A 15,422-nucleotide genomic window follows, 5' to 3' on the forward strand; every position below is an offset into this window, starting at 1 on the left:
GGGGAGCGGGCGGTTGTTCGACACGCTTAAGTTGTGGGCGTGGCAGCTCGCGCCGTCCTGGTTACCCCACTGTCGGGGCCGCTGGCCAGATTCGGGAAAGCAGGGGCGAGCGCCCTCGCTCTCTGGGCCGAGCGTTCCGGAGTAAGTCTGGAGGTGATCGACGCTTACCCCTCCGCGGCGTCCGCGATACGGGCGGCCGAGGCTGGCCGGCCCGACGTGGTGTTCGGGCCCTACGGTTCGGGGCCGGCGCTCGCGGCCGCGGCCGCCAGCAAAGGGGTCGTCTGGAACCACGGTGGCGCCACCGCCAGGCTGGCGCGGCCGGCGTATCCGGGTGTCATCAACGTGGAGTCTCCCGCTTACCGCTATCTCGCCGCGGTGCTCGAAACCCTTGCCGCCGAAGGTCTTGGTGAGGGAGCGGAGGTAGTAATAATCCACGTCGACACAGGGTTCGGCCGCGAGGTGGCCGAAGGGGCGGCGGTGGCGGCCCGGCGACTCGGTCTCCTGCGGCGATCGGTCACTTTTCGGCCAGCCCGGGCGAGAGACGTGCTGGCGCAGGTCCCGGCGGGCGATGTGCTGTTATCGGCCGGTTCCTTCGAGGATGACGTCGCCATCGCGCAGTGGGCCAGCGAACGCCCTTGGCGCGCAGTTGGATTGGTCGCTGCGGGAGTCGACGAGCTCCGGCACGCCATCGGTGATCGCGTTGAGGGGCTTTGCGGACCCTGCCAGTGGTTCGACGACGGGACAGATGATCCCGCGGACGGACCCAACAGCGAGTGGTTCAGCCAGTGTTACCGGGACGCGAACGGTACTGCGCCGCCCTATCCGGCTGCTGCGGCCTTTGCCGCCGGTGTCGTTTGGCAGCGCTGCGTGAAGGAGGCCGAAACGGTTGAATCGTTGCCGGTACGGGCCGCGTCACAACGACTCGACACCACCACCTTATTCGGTCGGTTTCGTGTCGACCCGGTCACCGGCGTGCAAACCGGCCATCAGATTCGCGTCGTTCAGTGGCGAGGCGGACAGCGGGTGCTGCTTGATCCGCCGCTTCGTCGCACATGAGCGTCGAAGTCACATCAGCCCATTGAACCCTCGGCCCGAATGGTTTTACTGTTGCTTTAGCTGGATAGGCGGGGTAGACCTAAGGGTACGGATCCACGGCAGACCAAGGTCGGACCGCAAGCGAAGATTCCTCCTCTCAGCTGTGGCGCCCAGCACGAGCACCAGGCACCCACGTAAAGCAAGGCCCATCAACTGGGCACAGCGCGGTGGGCTTGCGTCAGGCAGGAAATGTCTCCTGACGCCGAGGCCACATTTCACTGCGCCATCATGCACGATTGGTAACCGGTGGTTCGTGCTTCGGACGGCGCTCCTTTTCGTCAGGAGCGCCGTCCGACTCGTGTATGGCGAACTCCCGGGGGCCAGTAGCGGTCTGCTAGGTCAAGGCGCGACATCCCCTCTCCGGCGCCTAGCATCGCTATATGAGAAGGGCTTTCGTCGTTACGTTCGCTTTCGGGTTGATCGTCGCAGTTTTCGGTCTGATCTGGGCGCTCCAGGGATTCGGAGTGCTTCGTGGTAGCCCGATGAGCAACACCACGACCTGGTCCATCATCGGCCCGATCACGGTGCTGATCGGCATCGTGATTGCGGTATTCAGTTGGCGCAAACTGTCGTCGAAATAGTGCTCATGCCTCGGCCACGGTGAAGTCCACCGTGTGCCAGCCGGTGGCGCCGTCTGGGACGGGACCAACCCGATCTGCCGTTTGGATAGCTCCGGTGTTGTCGGTGGCGCGCACGGTGATGGTGTGTTTCCCAGGGCTTTTCGCCTGCCAGGGAAAGCTCCACAGCCGCCACGTCTGGTTGGAATAGCTCGCGCCGGGTTGCGCGGGCTGCCACACGCCGTCGTCGATGAGGACCTCCACGGCCCGCACGCCACGATTCTGTGCCCACGCGACACCGCCAAACACCACGGGCCCCATCCGCACCTTCTGGCCGCCTTTCGGCACGTCGATCCGCGACTCGGTCTTGATCGGTGCACGCGGCGCCCAGCCCTGCCGCGTCCAGTACGCCTCCGCTCTGTCGAAGCGGGTCAGCTCCATCTCGACGACCCACTTGGTGGCCGACACGTACCCGTAAAGGCCGGGTACTACCAGCCGGGCCGGGTAGCCATGCTCGATCGGCAGCGGCTGACCGTTCAGGCCGACGGCCAGCAGCGCGTCGCGGCCGTCGGTGAGCGCCTGCACCGGCGTGCCGGCGGTGAACCCGTCGATCGACGTCGAGAGCACCATATCGGCATCCGCGTGCACACCGGCCACCGCGAGCAGATCAGCTAGCCGGTAGCCTGTCCAGACGCCCGTCGAAATCAGGTTGCCACCAACGGGATTCGACACGCAGGTTAGCGTCGTCAATGTTTCCACGACGTCGAAGTGGACGAGGTCGTCGAAGCTGTAGGTGGCTGCGTGGTCCACCATGCCGTGGATGCGCAGCCTCCAGTCGCCGTGGCTGAGTTGGGGAACACTGAGCGCGGTGTCCACCCGGTAAAAGTCGGAGCTCGCGGTGATAAAGCTCGGCAGCGCAACCCCTTTCGGTTGCACATCAGCAGGTATCGGTGGCAACGATCTGCGCGGTCGGGGAAGTGTGAAGCTGTTGCGATCGCCGGCCACCGAATGCACCAACCGCGTGATGACCGCACCCACCACGCCACTTGCTACGCCAAATCCGAGCACTCCCAACATGACCAACTTGCGCCGGCCGGCATCCGGCTCGTCGTGGTCGGCTCTGTCTTCCGCGTCTCCGTTGTCGGCCCAGAACCGATGGGTGAGCAGGCGAAGGGTCGCCACCCCGCAGGCGGCGCCCGCGACGGTAGGGATGGTGTCGAGTGCTGTCGCACCCTGCCGCCACAGCACTGCAATACATCCGAGGACCCCCGCCGCGCCAATCGCGGCGCTGCCGTACGGGCGGCGCTGGGTCTCGAGTGTCCCGGCGATTGCGGCGATCGTAGCGATCACCGCGAGCACGACGACGGCCACGAAGAGTTTGTCCAGAGAGCCCAGGGTCTGAATCGCCCACTCTTTGATCGGACCCGGTGTCACGTCGACGGCCACCGAGCCGATCGCAGCACGCGCATCGGCGCGCGCACCGAACGGGATGCCCACCAGCTGCGCTACCCCGAGCGAGACGGACGCGGCGGCAACCCCAGCGATCATCCGCGGATTGGACGGGGCGACGACCATCGAACTACTGTACTCGCGTTCCCCTTAATGACCGCAAACGCCTTGCTGTGCAGGCGAACCGGCGACACCGGCATACTGCCGTCCTACCCGGTTTGTTGCGAATTCTGCGGACTATGCGGGTACTTCTCGCCGAAAAATCGCTCGGAGCCGGCATTTCGCACAGTGGTCGCCGGTGGGGACGGGTCTGGCAGGCGCGACGCACACGCCACCAAGACAGAGCTAGCGCCTTATTCGACAACCACCGCCATCGACGCGGTGAATGTGTGCAACGCGTTGCGGCCGGCGATCGGGCCGATCTCTCCGGCGGCGAAGAAACCGGCCAGCGGAATTCCACCCATCAGTTCGCAGATCGTCGACGCGTCGTGGTCGGCGACTCCGAACATGCGCCGACCCCGCGCATTGCAGGTGAACAACAGCGCGCCAACCGGACGCCCAGGCGCCTCGTCCGCCGCCCGCTCCACGGCCAGCCGCAGGTCCTTGTCGGCGCTCACCGCGTCACGAACCTGAAACTGCACCGTCGCACCGACTTCGACCGCCTGGCCGATCTCGATCGCCCCCGTTGCGGGGTCGGCGCCCAACAACCCACGAATTATGAAGTCGCCCTGACCCGGAGCCGCCAGGTGCTCATCGGCGACGATCCCGATCTGCACGCCACGGCTGACCACTTCCTGCTCGCCGCGCGGCAGCCCCTCGACGATCTCCCGCAACCGCTGCAGCGGGGGCCGGCCGCCCAGCTCGGTGATCACGTCGTCGTCCGCGCCGGTGACGATGTAGGGATGGCCGATCGGCCGGCAGCCCTGCGACACGATCGGGATCGCGTGGCTGCGGGGCAGGCGCACGCCAACCAGCCCCGAGCTGAGCACGTGGTGGTCGCGGAACAGCCGGGTCTCACCGGATGCGCGCCCACCGCTGACCAGCCCGCCCACCACCGTCGTTCCCGGCAGGTCGGTGTTGAGGTGCTCGACCAGCAGATGCGACGGGAACGTGTACGGGTCCGACAGCACCAGGTACACATCCGTCGCGGCCGGCTCGAACCGGTAACCGGTGAGCAGGCCACCCGAGCCGGTGGCGACGAAGTCCAACTCGAACGTCTCGGCGGGCAGGCCCGATGCCAGCCACATCGCCACCGCGGGCTCGCGCTCCATCTCGCGGCTGCCGACGACCACCGCCTGGGCCACGCCACCGATCAACGCCGGCGGCTCAACCGTCTCGTGCACCGCGTTGAGGATGCCGACCGCCTCGTCGCTGTGGGACCACGAGGCCAGCAGCACAGCCAGCGACGGCGCGTCACCGGCGAGCTCGTCGCGCGCCAGCTCCGCCGCCTCCGCCGCGGCCTTGCGTCCATCGGGCGCGGTGGAAACCCCCACTCCAATCCGCACCCTTCCATCATGCGCCGCCCAGGCTGCGACGAAACGTTCAATGCCGCGGCCGTATCGACGGTCATGATCGGTTCGGAGGCGACAATTGGATCAGCCTTCCCCGAGTGGGCAATCACCGAACCGCGGAGTTGATCGGACTGTTATCGGCGCAACGAGAATTCACGGCTTACGGCCCGTCGTACTGGGCCGTCATCGCTGTGTTCGCGATCGGCTCAGGGCTTCTTGTCTGGGTCGGACGCTCGCAAACCGAACCGCAAGCCCGGCGCCTAGGCCGCATCCTTGGCGCGGTGACCGCCGCGATATACGGCGTGATGTTGGTCTATTCACTGGTGCCGCCCACCATCAGCGAGTCGGTACCACTTCGCCTGACCGATCTGGCGACCATCGCGGCGGCCTACGCGCTGTGGTCGCAGCGACACTGGGCCTTTGCACTGACCTACTACTGGGGTCTCACGTTGAGCACGCAGGCGTTGATCTCACCGGTTCTGAAGAGTCCGGAGTTCCCCAACTACAAGTTCCTCGGTTTCTGGGCGATTCACCTGCTCGTCGTGTGGGCAGCCATCTATCTCACCTGGGGCCGCAGGAAACGGCCCACGTGGCGCAGCTACCGCTTCGCGGTGGCGGTCACGGTTGTTTGGGCAGCAGCTACCTTCACGTTCAACAGCATCGCGGGAACCAATTACGGCTTCCTCAACGGAAAGCCCCACACGGCATCCCTATTGGACGTACTGGGCCCGTGGCCGATGTACATACTGACTGCGGCCGTGCTCATCCTGGTCGTGTGGGCTCTGATGACCTGGCCGTGGCAGCGAACAGAACGCTAAGCCGAAATCCCCCGCGGGCTTCGGATACCGGCCCGACTGTCCGCCCGAACTCGCTACGCTGCCAAAGATAAGCATCGACAACGGCTCCCAGCCATCCCGGACTCGTCTACGGAGCCCGGCCAGTAAGCCGTCTGTGCTTAAGGTCATTGCTGGTGGAACCGTCTTGGTGACGCTCGCTGCGGCGTCTTCGAGTGGCTATGCAGCCCACCCTGCAGTAACGGACAGCGCCCAGGTAACGCAGGTTCAACATGCCTTTCCCACTCCTGGCTATGCACCGCAGACAGCAGTGAGCGAGAGCGCCCAGCCGGCCCAGGCGCCGGATCCGTCTCCCACATCTGACACCACGCTTGACTTCCCAACAGTCTCCAAGCTGATGAACGATGCTGTTGCCGCACAACGGCTGCCAGGTGCTGTGGTGGTGATCGGGCACGGCGGCAACGTCGTCTTCCACCAGGCTTATGGCGCGCGCAAGCTTGCCGGCGAACCGGGGCTCGACGGATCACCTGCACCGGCCGAGCCGATGACCGAGGACACGATCTTCGACATCGCGTCGTTGACCAAGTCCCTCGCGACCGCGACAGCGGTCATGCAGCTGTACGAGCAAGGCGCGGTGCAGTTCGACGATCCCGTGCAAAAGTATTTCCCTGACTTCAACCCAGCCAACGATCCGCAGCGCGCACGGGTGACGCTTCGGATGTTGCTGACGCACACGTCAGGCGAACCGGTAGACGTCAACCTCGCCGACCCGTGGGGACTGGACCGAGCCGACAAAACAGAAGGCATTCATCGGGCACTCACCACGCCGCTGCAGTCGGTCCCCGGTGCGGGTTTCCGCTACTCCGACATTAACTTCATTCTGCTCGGCGCGCTGGTCGAGAAAGTCACTGGCGAGCCAGAAGACGTCTACGTTCAGCGCAATGTCTTTGCGCCACTTGGCATGGCAGAAACCCGCTACCTTCCTGCAAGCAAAGCATGTGGCCCGCATACGATTAGAGGAACTGCGATCGCCTGGACCCCCGCGGCAAAAGCACTCGTGCCGGCCGCCTGTCCGGCTGGGACGTGGAGCACCAGTCTCTTGTCGCGCATCGCACCAACCGCACGCGACGAGGAAAGCAGAGCCGATCCAGCCAAGAACCCCGATTACGACGCGCTGCTTCGAGGCACTGTGCACGATCCGACCGCGCGCCGCATGGGGGGAGTGGCCGGGCATGCCGGGGTGTTCGCGACGGCGCAAGACGTCAGCATCTATGCGCAGGCCCTGCTTGATCGGCTTGCCGACCGCCCGAGCAAGTTTCCGCTCACGCGAGCAACTTTGGAGTTGATGACGATTCCCGAGCAGCCCGGACATACACCTAACCAAGTCGAAGCAGCCAACAATGCCCGAAAAGCTACCGCTCCGAAGTACCCGGTGATCAACGGACAGAACCTATTTGGCTTTGGCTGGGACATCGATACGTTCTATTCGATGCCGCGAGGCGTGGTTTTTCCGGTCGGAAGCTTTGGAAATACCGGGTTTACCGGAACGTCGCTGTGGATGGACCCGGGCTCAGATACCTACTTCATTCTGCTCTCGAACGCCATCCATGTGCGCGGCAGTACACCGATCTCGGATCTGCGTGGTGAAGTGGCTACGGCGGCAGCCCAAACGTTGCATCTTTACGGCAGTGGCGGCTAGGCCGGGCGGCTACCACAAACTCGACCTCATTTACGCGGCCCACGACCTGATCGCCGGGTGCGAAAGATGGTCAGCCACAGATGTATCCACGACTTCGCAGCCGACATCGACGCGGCGCTTCGACATTGAGGCCACCAGACGCGACATGCTGGTTCTTCGTCCGGGACTGTGGGGCGGTAGTGTGGGGCACCACCTGACCGTCGGTAGCCACACCAGCCACATCAGCACCGGCACTGGGCATGACATGCTGCCCGAAAGCGATACCGCAGGCGATATCACCTACCGCAACAGGTACGTGATAGCACATGCGACATCAAGTTCGAAAAGGTGTAATCCCTCCTCGCAGCCATAACCGGAGGTCGGGCGCGGTGGTACCATTACGAGGGTAGAGAGGTACCTTCATGGCGTTGAACATCAAAGATCCGTCGGTCCACGAAGCGGTCAAGGAGATCGCGAGAATCACAGGCGAGTCGCAGGCGCAGGCTGTGGCGACCGCCGTCAACGAGCGTCTCGCCAAATTGCAGAGGGACGATCTTGCCGCGCGGCTCCTGGTCATCGGGCACAAAACCGCGAGCCGAATGAGCCCAGAGGCTAAGCGGCTAGACCACGGTGACCTGCTCTACGACGAGCGAGGGCTCCCGGCGTGATTGCAGACACGTCGGCAATCATCGCGATCCTCACCCAGGAGGACGATGCAGCGCTCTACGCCCAAGCCATCGCCGGTGCCAATGTGCGAAGGCTTTCCGCGGCAAGCTATCTCGAATGCGGGATCGTCCTAGACGCCCAGCATGACCCGATCATCAGCAGGGGTCTGGACGAGCTTCTCGAGGAAGCCGAGTTCGTGGTGGAGCCGGTGACCGAGCGCCAGGCCCGGCTGGCCCGCCAGGCCCACGCAGATTTCGGCAAGGGCAGCGGCCACCCGGCCGGTTTGAACTTTGGTGATTGCCTGTCCTACGCGCTGGCGCTCGATATGCGCGAGCCGCTGCTGTGGAAAGGCCATGACTTCGGCCACACGGGCGTCCAATCCGCCCTGGAGGCGTGAATTAGCAGCCCAGAGTTTCTGATCTCCACAACGGAAAAATCAGCACCGAGGCCAGGCGGCTTCGCGTCAACACGCTAAAGGTCGAGCGCAGCGCGCAGCCGATCGGCGTCCATCCCGCCGCGCGCGGCTTCGCCGGCGGGGAAGCTGTCCAGCAGTTTGATCAGGTCGCCGCGCCGGGTGGGGTCATCGGCAGCCTGCCGCGGCGTGTAGCCGTCGAGCACGGGGATGGGCTCATCAAGCCACTTGGCCTCGTAGTCGCGGATGAATCCCTCCAGGGCCGCAGCCACTTTGGGGTCGTCGGGGTCCAGCGCGTCCTCGTCAGCAATCGCCATCTGCCTGGCCAACTCGGCGGCCTCGCGAGCATCGCGCACCGCGCGGCGGGCGTCGTCGAGCACCTTCATCGCGGGGTCGAGGCGGCGCAACGTGGCGAGCACGCGATCCATCCGCTTCTCGCTATTGGTCTGCACCGCCACCAGTTCGCCGTCGAGCGCCAGCGTGGCCCGAATCCGTTCCATGCCATGGGTGGTGACGCGCTCGAACCATCGCGGCGGCTTCTCGTCGTCGGTCCGGTCGTACATGTCGTCGAGGGCGGCCTCGATGCCGGCCAAGTCGCTCAGGCGCACGGTGGCCTCGCAGATGGCCAACGGATCGCCCTCGGTGTTGGTCAGCATCGGCGGCGCGAACCGACGGCTCAGCTGCGCCACCAGCTCCGCCGGGTCCGGTTCGGTGTCGAGCAGATCGATCAAACGGTCACGCTCATGCAGCGCAACAGGTTCCACCCCGCCGAAGAACTGCATGGTGTCGCCAGCGGGCAGTACGTGTGCGCAGACCAGCTGCCCGGGCTTCAGCTGACGGCTGGCCGCCCGTTCACGCATCTCATGGGTGTCGCCGGTTCGCACGTCGCGCACCGTGACCCCCTTTCCGCGGCGCACCTGCTCAACCTCGAACACCGACCGCTCCGAAAGCAGCCACTGCTCGGCCAGCAGCCGCTCGTCGTCGGGCAGCAGCGACCCGCGCACCTCAAGGAACTCCGCGAACGCGCCGCCCTCGAACAGAACCGCGTCGATCACCAGAGGATCGTCCAGCGCCGCGGTCAGTGCGTCGGGATCATCGCCGGTGTAGCGGCAGCGTTCGTAAGCCGCCGCGAACAAGAGCTCTCGCCATCCGGTCAGCAGCGCGTGCTGGACGGCCTTCGCATACAGCCAGCGGGCCCGCTCGGCCAGCGGCAACTGCTCGCGCCCGAGATGGCACTTCTTGTACTTGCGGCCAGACCCACACCAGCACAACTCATTTCGGCCGATATCGGAGCGCGGCTCGGCCCGGTACTGCTCCAGCAACTCCACCAGTGGATAGTCCGGCTCGGCGCCGGCCCGGCGCAGCAACGCCAACCCACGCTCGACGTCGCCACGATCGGAGGCGAAGCGGGCAAGGTCGAGCAGCGGCAGCGGCCAATCCGGGTCCATCGACTCGGCGGCCAGCAGCTCACGCTCGGCCGCGTCGATATCGCCGACCCGCTCCAGCGCCACCGCACGCAGCCAGCGAAACGCCACCCGCGCCACGCGCGGCACCTTCGGCTCCAGTATTGCGGCGAACACGACCAGCGCGGCCGCCCCGTCGCGGTCGGTGCCGATCGTCTCGGCCACCATCAGCTCAGCCAGCAGCGGATCAGCGAGTGCGACTCCGAGTTCGCCGAGCAGATCGATGAACCGGTCCGGTGTCTGCGCCGCCTGGCCGACGGCGGCCAACGCGTCCTGCAGCAGCTCGTCCGCGTCGTCTGCATCGAGCAGCCGTAGCGCCAGCTGGTCGTGGACCTGGACCAGCGTGTAGAGCGCGAACGCGTCCTCGGGGTCAAGGTCATGCCGCTCGGCTAACCTTGCGCAGCCGCGGTCGAAAAACCAACGGTCGAAATCGAAGTCGTGCGGTGCGAGCCACTCGCCGCGGTGTGCCAGACCGAACTCGTCGACGATCTCGCATAGGGGCGGCAGCGGCTTGGTGAACAGATCCGGGTGCTCGACGCACGCCGTCCACACCGCCGCGTCGAAGTACACCGGCTCGTCGCCGACCGCCCCAGCAAGCCGGGCGCCGGCCTCCGGGCGTGGTGCGACCGCGGTGACCTGCTCGACCACGAGACCGTGTTCACTGAGCCGCACCCCGACCAGGTCGCCCTCGGTCACGCCCAACTCCTGCAGCTTGCCCGGCGCCAGCAGCAGCGCGCCGCCCGGGCCGAGAACCTCGGGCGGGATGTCTCTTAGCTCGAGCAGCTCCTCGTCGAACTCGGCCAGCACGACTTGGGCCGCGGACCCGTCGGTGAGCCGCCGGTATTCGGCGTGGTCGCACAGCGCGGTGATCGGGTCCAGGTCCGGGGTAACCGTGAGGATGTCGTGGGCCACCTCGTCGGCTCCGAGGCGGTGCGTGAACACTCGGCCGGCCAGCACGGCCGGCAGCCATACCCACCGCTCGTCGACTAACTCCCTTGTGGGGTAGATGATTTCGGTGACCACGTTGCGGACTACGGCATGCGGATCGGATACGCCGATCTCCCGCAGATGTTGCTCGAGGTCGTCTTTGTGCAAGGGGCCGTGCTCGCCCAGGATTTTGGCAACCGCCCCGGTCGGATCCGCTGGTTCCGCCACGGCGACCAGCCTAAGCGCCAGTCGGCAGAACCGGGAGCAGTGTGCTTCGTCGGGCCGTGCTGAGTCGGTTTAGGCACCTAATGTTCGGAAGCCAGATCTGACACGCGGGTGGGAAATGATAGCGCCGGTGATATCACGGGCCAGGCGCGCACACAGCACCGGTGACGCTCTGCGACGCGTGATAGCACATGCGATACCAAGTTCGGAAAGGTGGTATCCCCTCAGACAGCGACGGGGGAGACTGCTGCGATTCACTATCGGACACAGGCCCCCAACCCACACTGAAGGGATGAGTGGGAAAGCCGCCGGACGCCGACACAACTAGGTCAGCGCACCTGGGCGTCCGGATCCGAATCGGGGAGGGGGTCGTCTCGGCCTCGGCGGGCATGGTCGCGCCATTTTCGGTATCCACGCCGTGCAGCGAAAACGCCGACGACCGCGGTCACGCACCACACCGCTATCGCCGCGTATGCCAACGACTTCGACCGGTCCGCGATCGAGGCGCCCAGCGATGTGTAGACGAACGCCCGCGGCGCCGAACCGATGAACGCGCCAATCGCCATCTGCCACAACGGGACTCCGAACCCCCCGAACGCATAGGAGGCCAGCGCATCCGATATGCCCGGGACGAAGCGCTGACCCACTACCGCCCACAAGCCGCCCCGTTCGATCAGCCCGTCGATGCGCTCGGTGCGTGGCGCCCCGAGCAGGGCCCGCGCGCTGTCTCGCCCCGCGCGTCGGCCGACGAGGCTGGCGACCACCGCGGTGCCCACCGTCGCACCTAGCGTCACGAAGATCCCCAGCAACGGGCCGAACAAAAACCCGCTACCTGCGGCCAGAACCGGGCCCGGCACAAACATCGCACCCAGCACAGCCGACACCACCACGTAGGTCAGTGGCGCTGCCGGGCCCGTCGCCGACACCGTGCGCCGCACCACCTCGACGTCGATCACTCGCCTGACCGCTGCCAGGTAGAACAGCACCAGCAGGAAACAGGCGAACACCGCGAGCCGCATGATGTGGCGTCGTCGGGATTTCGCGGAAGAGATGTTGGTCATGCTGGCAGCGATTCTTCCGTACCGACGCTGTCGGGCCCGGTGCACCTGGCTGACGTAGGTTGGGGCCGTGGCGAGAACCGACAACGACACCTGGGAGATCACTGAGAGTGTGGGCGCGACGGCGCTGGGCGTGGCGGCGGCGCGCGCGGCGGAGACCGAGAGCGAGCACCCGCTCATCCATGATCCGTTCGCGCGGGTTTTCCTCGACGCCGCCGGCGACGGAGTGTGGAACTGGCACTCCGCTCCGGAGCTGCCGGCCGAGGTCGTCGAAGCCGAACCCGATCTGCCCCTGCGAATGCAGGCGATGGTCAGCTACATGGCTTGCCGGACAGCGTTTTTCGACACCTTCTTCGTCGACGCCACGCGAGCGGACATCGGTCAGGCGGTGATTCTGGCGGCCGGGCTGGACGCCCGGTCGTGGCGGTTGCCATGGCCGGACGGCACCACGGTCTACGAGCTCGACCAGCCCAGGGTGCTGGAGTTCAAGTCATCGACGTTGCGGGCCCACGGTGCCGAGCCGACGTGCAATCGGGTCGAGGTGCCGGTGGATTTGCGTCAGGACTGGCCGGAGGCGTTGCGGCAGGCCGGTTTTGACGCCTCGGCACCGAGTGCATGGTCAGCTGAGGGGCTGATGCCGTATTTGCCTGCGGCGGCCCAAGATCTGCTGTTCGAGCGGGTGCAGGGCCTTACTGTCGCCGGCAGCCGGATCGCTGTGGAGGCGCTTGGGCCGAAGTTCATGGACCCCGAGGCCCGCGCGAGGCGGCGTACGCGGATGGAGCGGGTCCGCGCGTTGATGGCAACGGTCGACCCGCAGCGCGAGGTGCCCCGCACCGACGAGCTGTGGTACTTCGAGGAACGCGAAGACGTCGGCGACTGGTTGCGCCGCCACGGCTGGGACGTGACGGTAACGCCCTCGCCGGAACTGATGGCCCGCTATGGCCGCACGGCTCCGAAAGAGGTCGAGGACGGCGTCCCGCAGAATCTGTTCGTGTCCGCGCAGCGAACCGGGTAGCGCGGCCGTCTCAGCGCCCCGGGGCAGCGGTGGGCAAGCCGGCTGCCGTGGCAGCCGCGGGCAGGGTCAAGGCTTGCCGGTGCGCTCGCGATGTTTGCACCCCGGCCAGCAGCAGGGGCGGCGCATGCCTTCTTGCAGCTCCTCTTGGGTGCGGCGGATGCGGCGCTGTCGCGTTTTGTCTTGCTTGGCATCCTCGACCCAGCAGATGAACTCGTTGCGGGCCAACGGCGTGATGTCGTTCCAGGCAGCCAGTGCCGTGGAGTTGGCGATCAGTGCCTCGCGCAGGTCTGCGGGCAGCTTGTGCACCACCCCACCGGATACTTTTGGACTCACGGCGGCCAGGATAACCGCTACCGCTTGTACATTCGGGCGATGACAGGCAAGGCCAACGGAGTCGGTATGAACCGGGAAGAGCCCAGGAAGGTTCGCACGTGGGGTGCGCCCGGCACCACCGATGCGCGGCCACGGTCGGCGGCTTTCAGCGCGTCGGCGACGACCCGTTCGGGGGGAACCTGGGCGAATGCTGGCATCCGGCTGACTAGGAAGTCGGCGTCGTTGGCCGCCTGAAACTCCGTGGGTACCGGTCCGGGGCAGACGGCGGTGACCGTCACCCCGCTGTCGGCGACCTCGGCGTGCACCGCCTCGGACAACCACAGCACGTACGCTTTGGCGGCGGCGTAGCCGGCGTTGTACGGGGCGGGCTGGAATCCCGACACCGACGACAGGTTGATGATCGCGCCGCGGCCGCGATCGACCATGCCGGGCAGGTAGCGCAGCATCAGGTCCACCACCGCCTCGACATCGACGTGCAGCATCTGCAGTTCTTTGTCGCGGCCTTCGGCGCCGAACTTGGTGTAGATGCCCAGGCCCGCGTTGTTCACCAGGATGTCGACCTGTGCGCCCAGCTCGTCGATGCGTTGGGCCAGCCGGTCACGGTCCTGCGGGACCGCCAGATCGGTACCGACCGCGACGGCGTGCTCGTCGCCGCCAAGTTCCGCGCACAACTTTTGCAGCCGGCCCTCCCGGCGGGCGGTGACGACGACGCGGTAGCCGCGGGCCACGAGTTGACGGGCGAATTGTTCGCCGATGCCGGAGGACGCGCCGGTGACGACGGCGACCGACCCGGGCGATGGCGGTGGAAGTGTCATTCGGCGAGCCTATTGCATTGGTGAAGCATCGATCTGGTTGACCGGAAAGACTGTTACCGGCTTGCGCTAACGGCGCATCGGCGTGTCAGTAGTAGTGGCGGCGACCGCCGACGGCGTGTCCCATCCTTCCCGCAACCATCAGCAGCAGGCCGACGACAAGGAGGATGATTCCGACGACTAAGCAAAGATGGGCGTAGGCGAAGGTCGGGACGAGGGCAGGGAGGACGAGTCCGAGAACAATAAGGACGATTCCGATGGTGATCATGATATTTGCCTGATTTCGATGCAGATGCTTAGAGAATGACGGCTGTCGGGTTAGTGCTTGAAGGCGTCTTTGATCTTCGCTCCCGCCTGTTTGGTATTGCCTTTTAACTGACCGGCGCGTCCCTCGGTGCGTAGTCGGGTGTTGCCGGTGGCGCGGCCGAATAGCTTCTTGGTGACGCCCTTGGCTGCTTCGGCCTTGTGGGCGATCTTCTTACCGATGCTCATTGCGGATTCTTTCTTTTCGGTGCTCACAGACCGCGACCGCGACCTGCCCCTATCGACCCGGAGGTCGACGCTTAACGACGTCCGCCGACGTGCGCGGTACCCCTCGGTTGTGGACCGCGCGGCCAGCGACCGAACAGAGAAGCCCTCTTCCGGCGGGTCGTAGCGGCCGCCGGGGTCACCGCTTCGCCGGCCTGCGGTCCTGCGGGCCCGGCGTCGCGGTTCGCAAACGCCGCTTCACGCTGGGACCTTCCGAGCTCGCGTCTGGCGTCGCGCCCGCGGACCGCGGTGCGTCGAGCACCGGCCAGCAACACACTGAGGCCCAGCATTGCCAGCGCGCCAATCACGATCCCGAAGAGGAACAAAGTGCCGGTCGACCCGGTGACGTGATAACCGAACACGGCGAAGTTCTCGGTCAACGGGTGAGCGGCTCCCGCATTGTTCAGCACGCCGGTGACGCCGACGATCGCGGCGACAAGTAGAACAACTAATCCAACGATGACGAGCATGTCGACACCTCTAATCCTGGTATAGAACTCCAGTACACGCGCGAAACGCAGCGCTGTCAACGCTGTAGACATGTATTGTCGACCTACAATGTTCCCGTCACGAAAGTGCTCGTCACCGTTGGCAAAACTGAACGGACGCTCCGTCGCGCCGAACTAGCGCCCGGTTGGACGCCAGGCCAGCCCTGGTGGTGTCAACGGCGTAGGTCTACAGTGGGGACATACTCAGCCAAGAAGATCAGGTGCTTAACCGATGACTCAGCCTCGACAGGGACGATCAGGTTCCGGGCACACCGCCAAGACGCCCGACTCCGACCAGGAGGACGAGGAGAGCAGTCCGATCACTCGCGAAGCGGTGCTGGCGTGTGCGCTCGAAATTATCGATCGTGATGGTGTCGACGGGCTCTCGATGCGCCGCCTCGGCGAGGCGGT

16 protein-coding genes and 1 pseudogene (1 of these 17 cut by a window edge) are annotated in these 15,422 nt (G+C 65.7%); 8 read left to right on the forward strand and 9 right to left on the reverse strand.

Annotation, left to right across the window (positions count from 1 at the left end):
- Positions 1-39 precede the first annotated feature (39 nt).
- Together ACFE99_RS00970 and ACFE99_RS00975 are read left to right on the forward strand one after the other, a co-directional pair.
- Complete coding sequence (locus ACFE99_RS00970) at positions 40-1,056, forward strand: ABC transporter substrate-binding protein (RefSeq protein ID WP_375481548.1); 1,017 nt, start codon at positions 40-42, stop codon at positions 1,054-1,056.
- A gap of 419 nt (positions 1,057-1,475) precedes the next feature.
- Positions 1,476-1,676, forward strand: coding sequence for a hypothetical protein (locus ACFE99_RS00975; protein WP_375481550.1), 201 nt, complete (start codon positions 1,476-1,478; stop codon positions 1,674-1,676).
- A 3-nt stretch (positions 1,677-1,679) separates the two neighbouring features.
- On the opposite strand, the gene ACFE99_RS00980 is transcribed toward ACFE99_RS00975, so the two are convergent.
- Positions 1,680-3,227 (reverse strand): molybdopterin-dependent oxidoreductase, encoded by a 1,548-nt coding sequence (locus ACFE99_RS00980; protein WP_375481552.1) that lies wholly within the window; start codon positions 3,225-3,227, stop codon positions 1,680-1,682.
- A 227-nt stretch (positions 3,228-3,454) separates the two neighbouring features.
- Complete coding sequence (locus tag ACFE99_RS00985) at positions 3,455-4,606, reverse strand: FIST N-terminal domain-containing protein (protein WP_375481554.1); 1,152 nt, start codon at positions 4,604-4,606, stop codon at positions 3,455-3,457.
- A 137-nt stretch (positions 4,607-4,743) separates the two neighbouring features.
- Here ACFE99_RS00985 and ACFE99_RS00990 point away from each other — a divergent pair, with 137 nt between their 5' ends.
- From ACFE99_RS00990 to ACFE99_RS01005, 4 genes are all read left to right on the forward strand, one after another.
- Positions 4,744-5,430: a TIGR02206 family membrane protein gene (locus ACFE99_RS00990; RefSeq protein WP_375481584.1), complete on the forward strand. Its 687-nt coding sequence runs from the start codon at positions 4,744-4,746 to the stop codon at positions 5,428-5,430.
- 286 nt (positions 5,431-5,716) lie between these two features.
- A complete protein-coding gene (locus ACFE99_RS00995; protein WP_375481586.1) occupies positions 5,717-7,105 on the forward strand; it encodes a serine hydrolase domain-containing protein in 1,389 nt (462 codons plus the stop codon).
- Between the two features lie 401 nt (positions 7,106-7,506).
- Positions 7,507-7,752 (forward strand): type II toxin-antitoxin system VapB family antitoxin, encoded by a 246-nt coding sequence (locus ACFE99_RS01000; RefSeq protein WP_375481556.1) that lies wholly within the window; start codon positions 7,507-7,509, stop codon positions 7,750-7,752.
- A complete protein-coding gene (locus ACFE99_RS01005) occupies positions 7,749-8,147 on the forward strand; it encodes a type II toxin-antitoxin system VapC family toxin (protein WP_375481558.1) in 399 nt (132 codons plus the stop codon). Before ACFE99_RS01000 ends, ACFE99_RS01005 begins: the two co-directional genes overlap by 4 nt.
- Before the next feature lie 74 nt (positions 8,148-8,221).
- Here the strand turns inward: ACFE99_RS01005 and ACFE99_RS01010 are convergent, their stop codons facing one another.
- A complete protein-coding gene (locus ACFE99_RS01010) occupies positions 8,222-10,780 on the reverse strand; it encodes an SEC-C metal-binding domain-containing protein (protein ID WP_375481560.1) in 2,559 nt (852 codons plus the stop codon).
- 326 nt (positions 10,781-11,106) lie between these two features.
- The gene (locus tag ACFE99_RS01015; RefSeq protein ID WP_375481562.1) at positions 11,107-11,838 is read right to left on the reverse strand and encodes a TVP38/TMEM64 family protein; all 732 of its coding nucleotides are present in this window, start codon (positions 11,836-11,838) and stop codon (positions 11,107-11,109) included.
- Between the two features lie 67 nt (positions 11,839-11,905).
- Here ACFE99_RS01015 and ACFE99_RS01020 point away from each other — a divergent pair, with 67 nt between their 5' ends.
- Positions 11,906-12,850, forward strand: coding sequence for a class I SAM-dependent methyltransferase (locus ACFE99_RS01020; RefSeq protein ID WP_375481564.1), 945 nt, complete (start codon positions 11,906-11,908; stop codon positions 12,848-12,850).
- A gap of 66 nt (positions 12,851-12,916) precedes the next feature.
- Here ACFE99_RS01020 and ACFE99_RS01025 read toward each other — a convergent pair whose 3' ends face one another.
- From ACFE99_RS01025 to ACFE99_RS01045, 5 genes are all read right to left on the reverse strand, one after another.
- Positions 12,917-13,183 (reverse strand): YdeI/OmpD-associated family protein, encoded by a 267-nt coding sequence (locus ACFE99_RS01025; RefSeq protein ID WP_375481566.1) that lies wholly within the window; start codon positions 13,181-13,183, stop codon positions 12,917-12,919.
- A 17-nt stretch (positions 13,184-13,200) separates the two neighbouring features.
- Positions 13,201-13,998: an SDR family NAD(P)-dependent oxidoreductase gene (locus ACFE99_RS01030; RefSeq protein WP_375481568.1), complete on the reverse strand. Its 798-nt coding sequence runs from the start codon at positions 13,996-13,998 to the stop codon at positions 13,201-13,203.
- Between the two features lie 85 nt (positions 13,999-14,083).
- Entirely contained in the window at positions 14,084-14,263 is a 180-nt protein-coding gene (locus ACFE99_RS01035; protein ID WP_375481570.1) for a DUF6131 family protein, read from the reverse strand.
- A 50-nt stretch (positions 14,264-14,313) separates the two neighbouring features.
- Positions 14,314-14,487, reverse strand: a complete 174-nt coding sequence (locus tag ACFE99_RS01040) for a CsbD family protein (protein WP_375481572.1) — start codon at positions 14,485-14,487, stop codon at positions 14,314-14,316.
- A 71-nt stretch (positions 14,488-14,558) separates the two neighbouring features.
- Positions 14,559-14,993, reverse strand: coding sequence for a hypothetical protein (locus ACFE99_RS01045; protein ID WP_375481588.1), 435 nt, complete (start codon positions 14,991-14,993; stop codon positions 14,559-14,561).
- A gap of 250 nt (positions 14,994-15,243) precedes the next feature.
- Here ACFE99_RS01045 and ACFE99_RS01050 point away from each other — a divergent pair.
- Positions 15,244-15,422 (forward strand): annotated as a pseudogene (locus ACFE99_RS01050) (TetR/AcrR family transcriptional regulator); it runs 621 nt beyond the window's last position.

Origin of the sequence: uncultured Mycobacterium sp., from assembly GCF_964249325.1 — a bacterium.
Lineage (GTDB): Bacteria > Actinomycetota > Actinomycetes > Mycobacteriales > Mycobacteriaceae > Mycobacterium.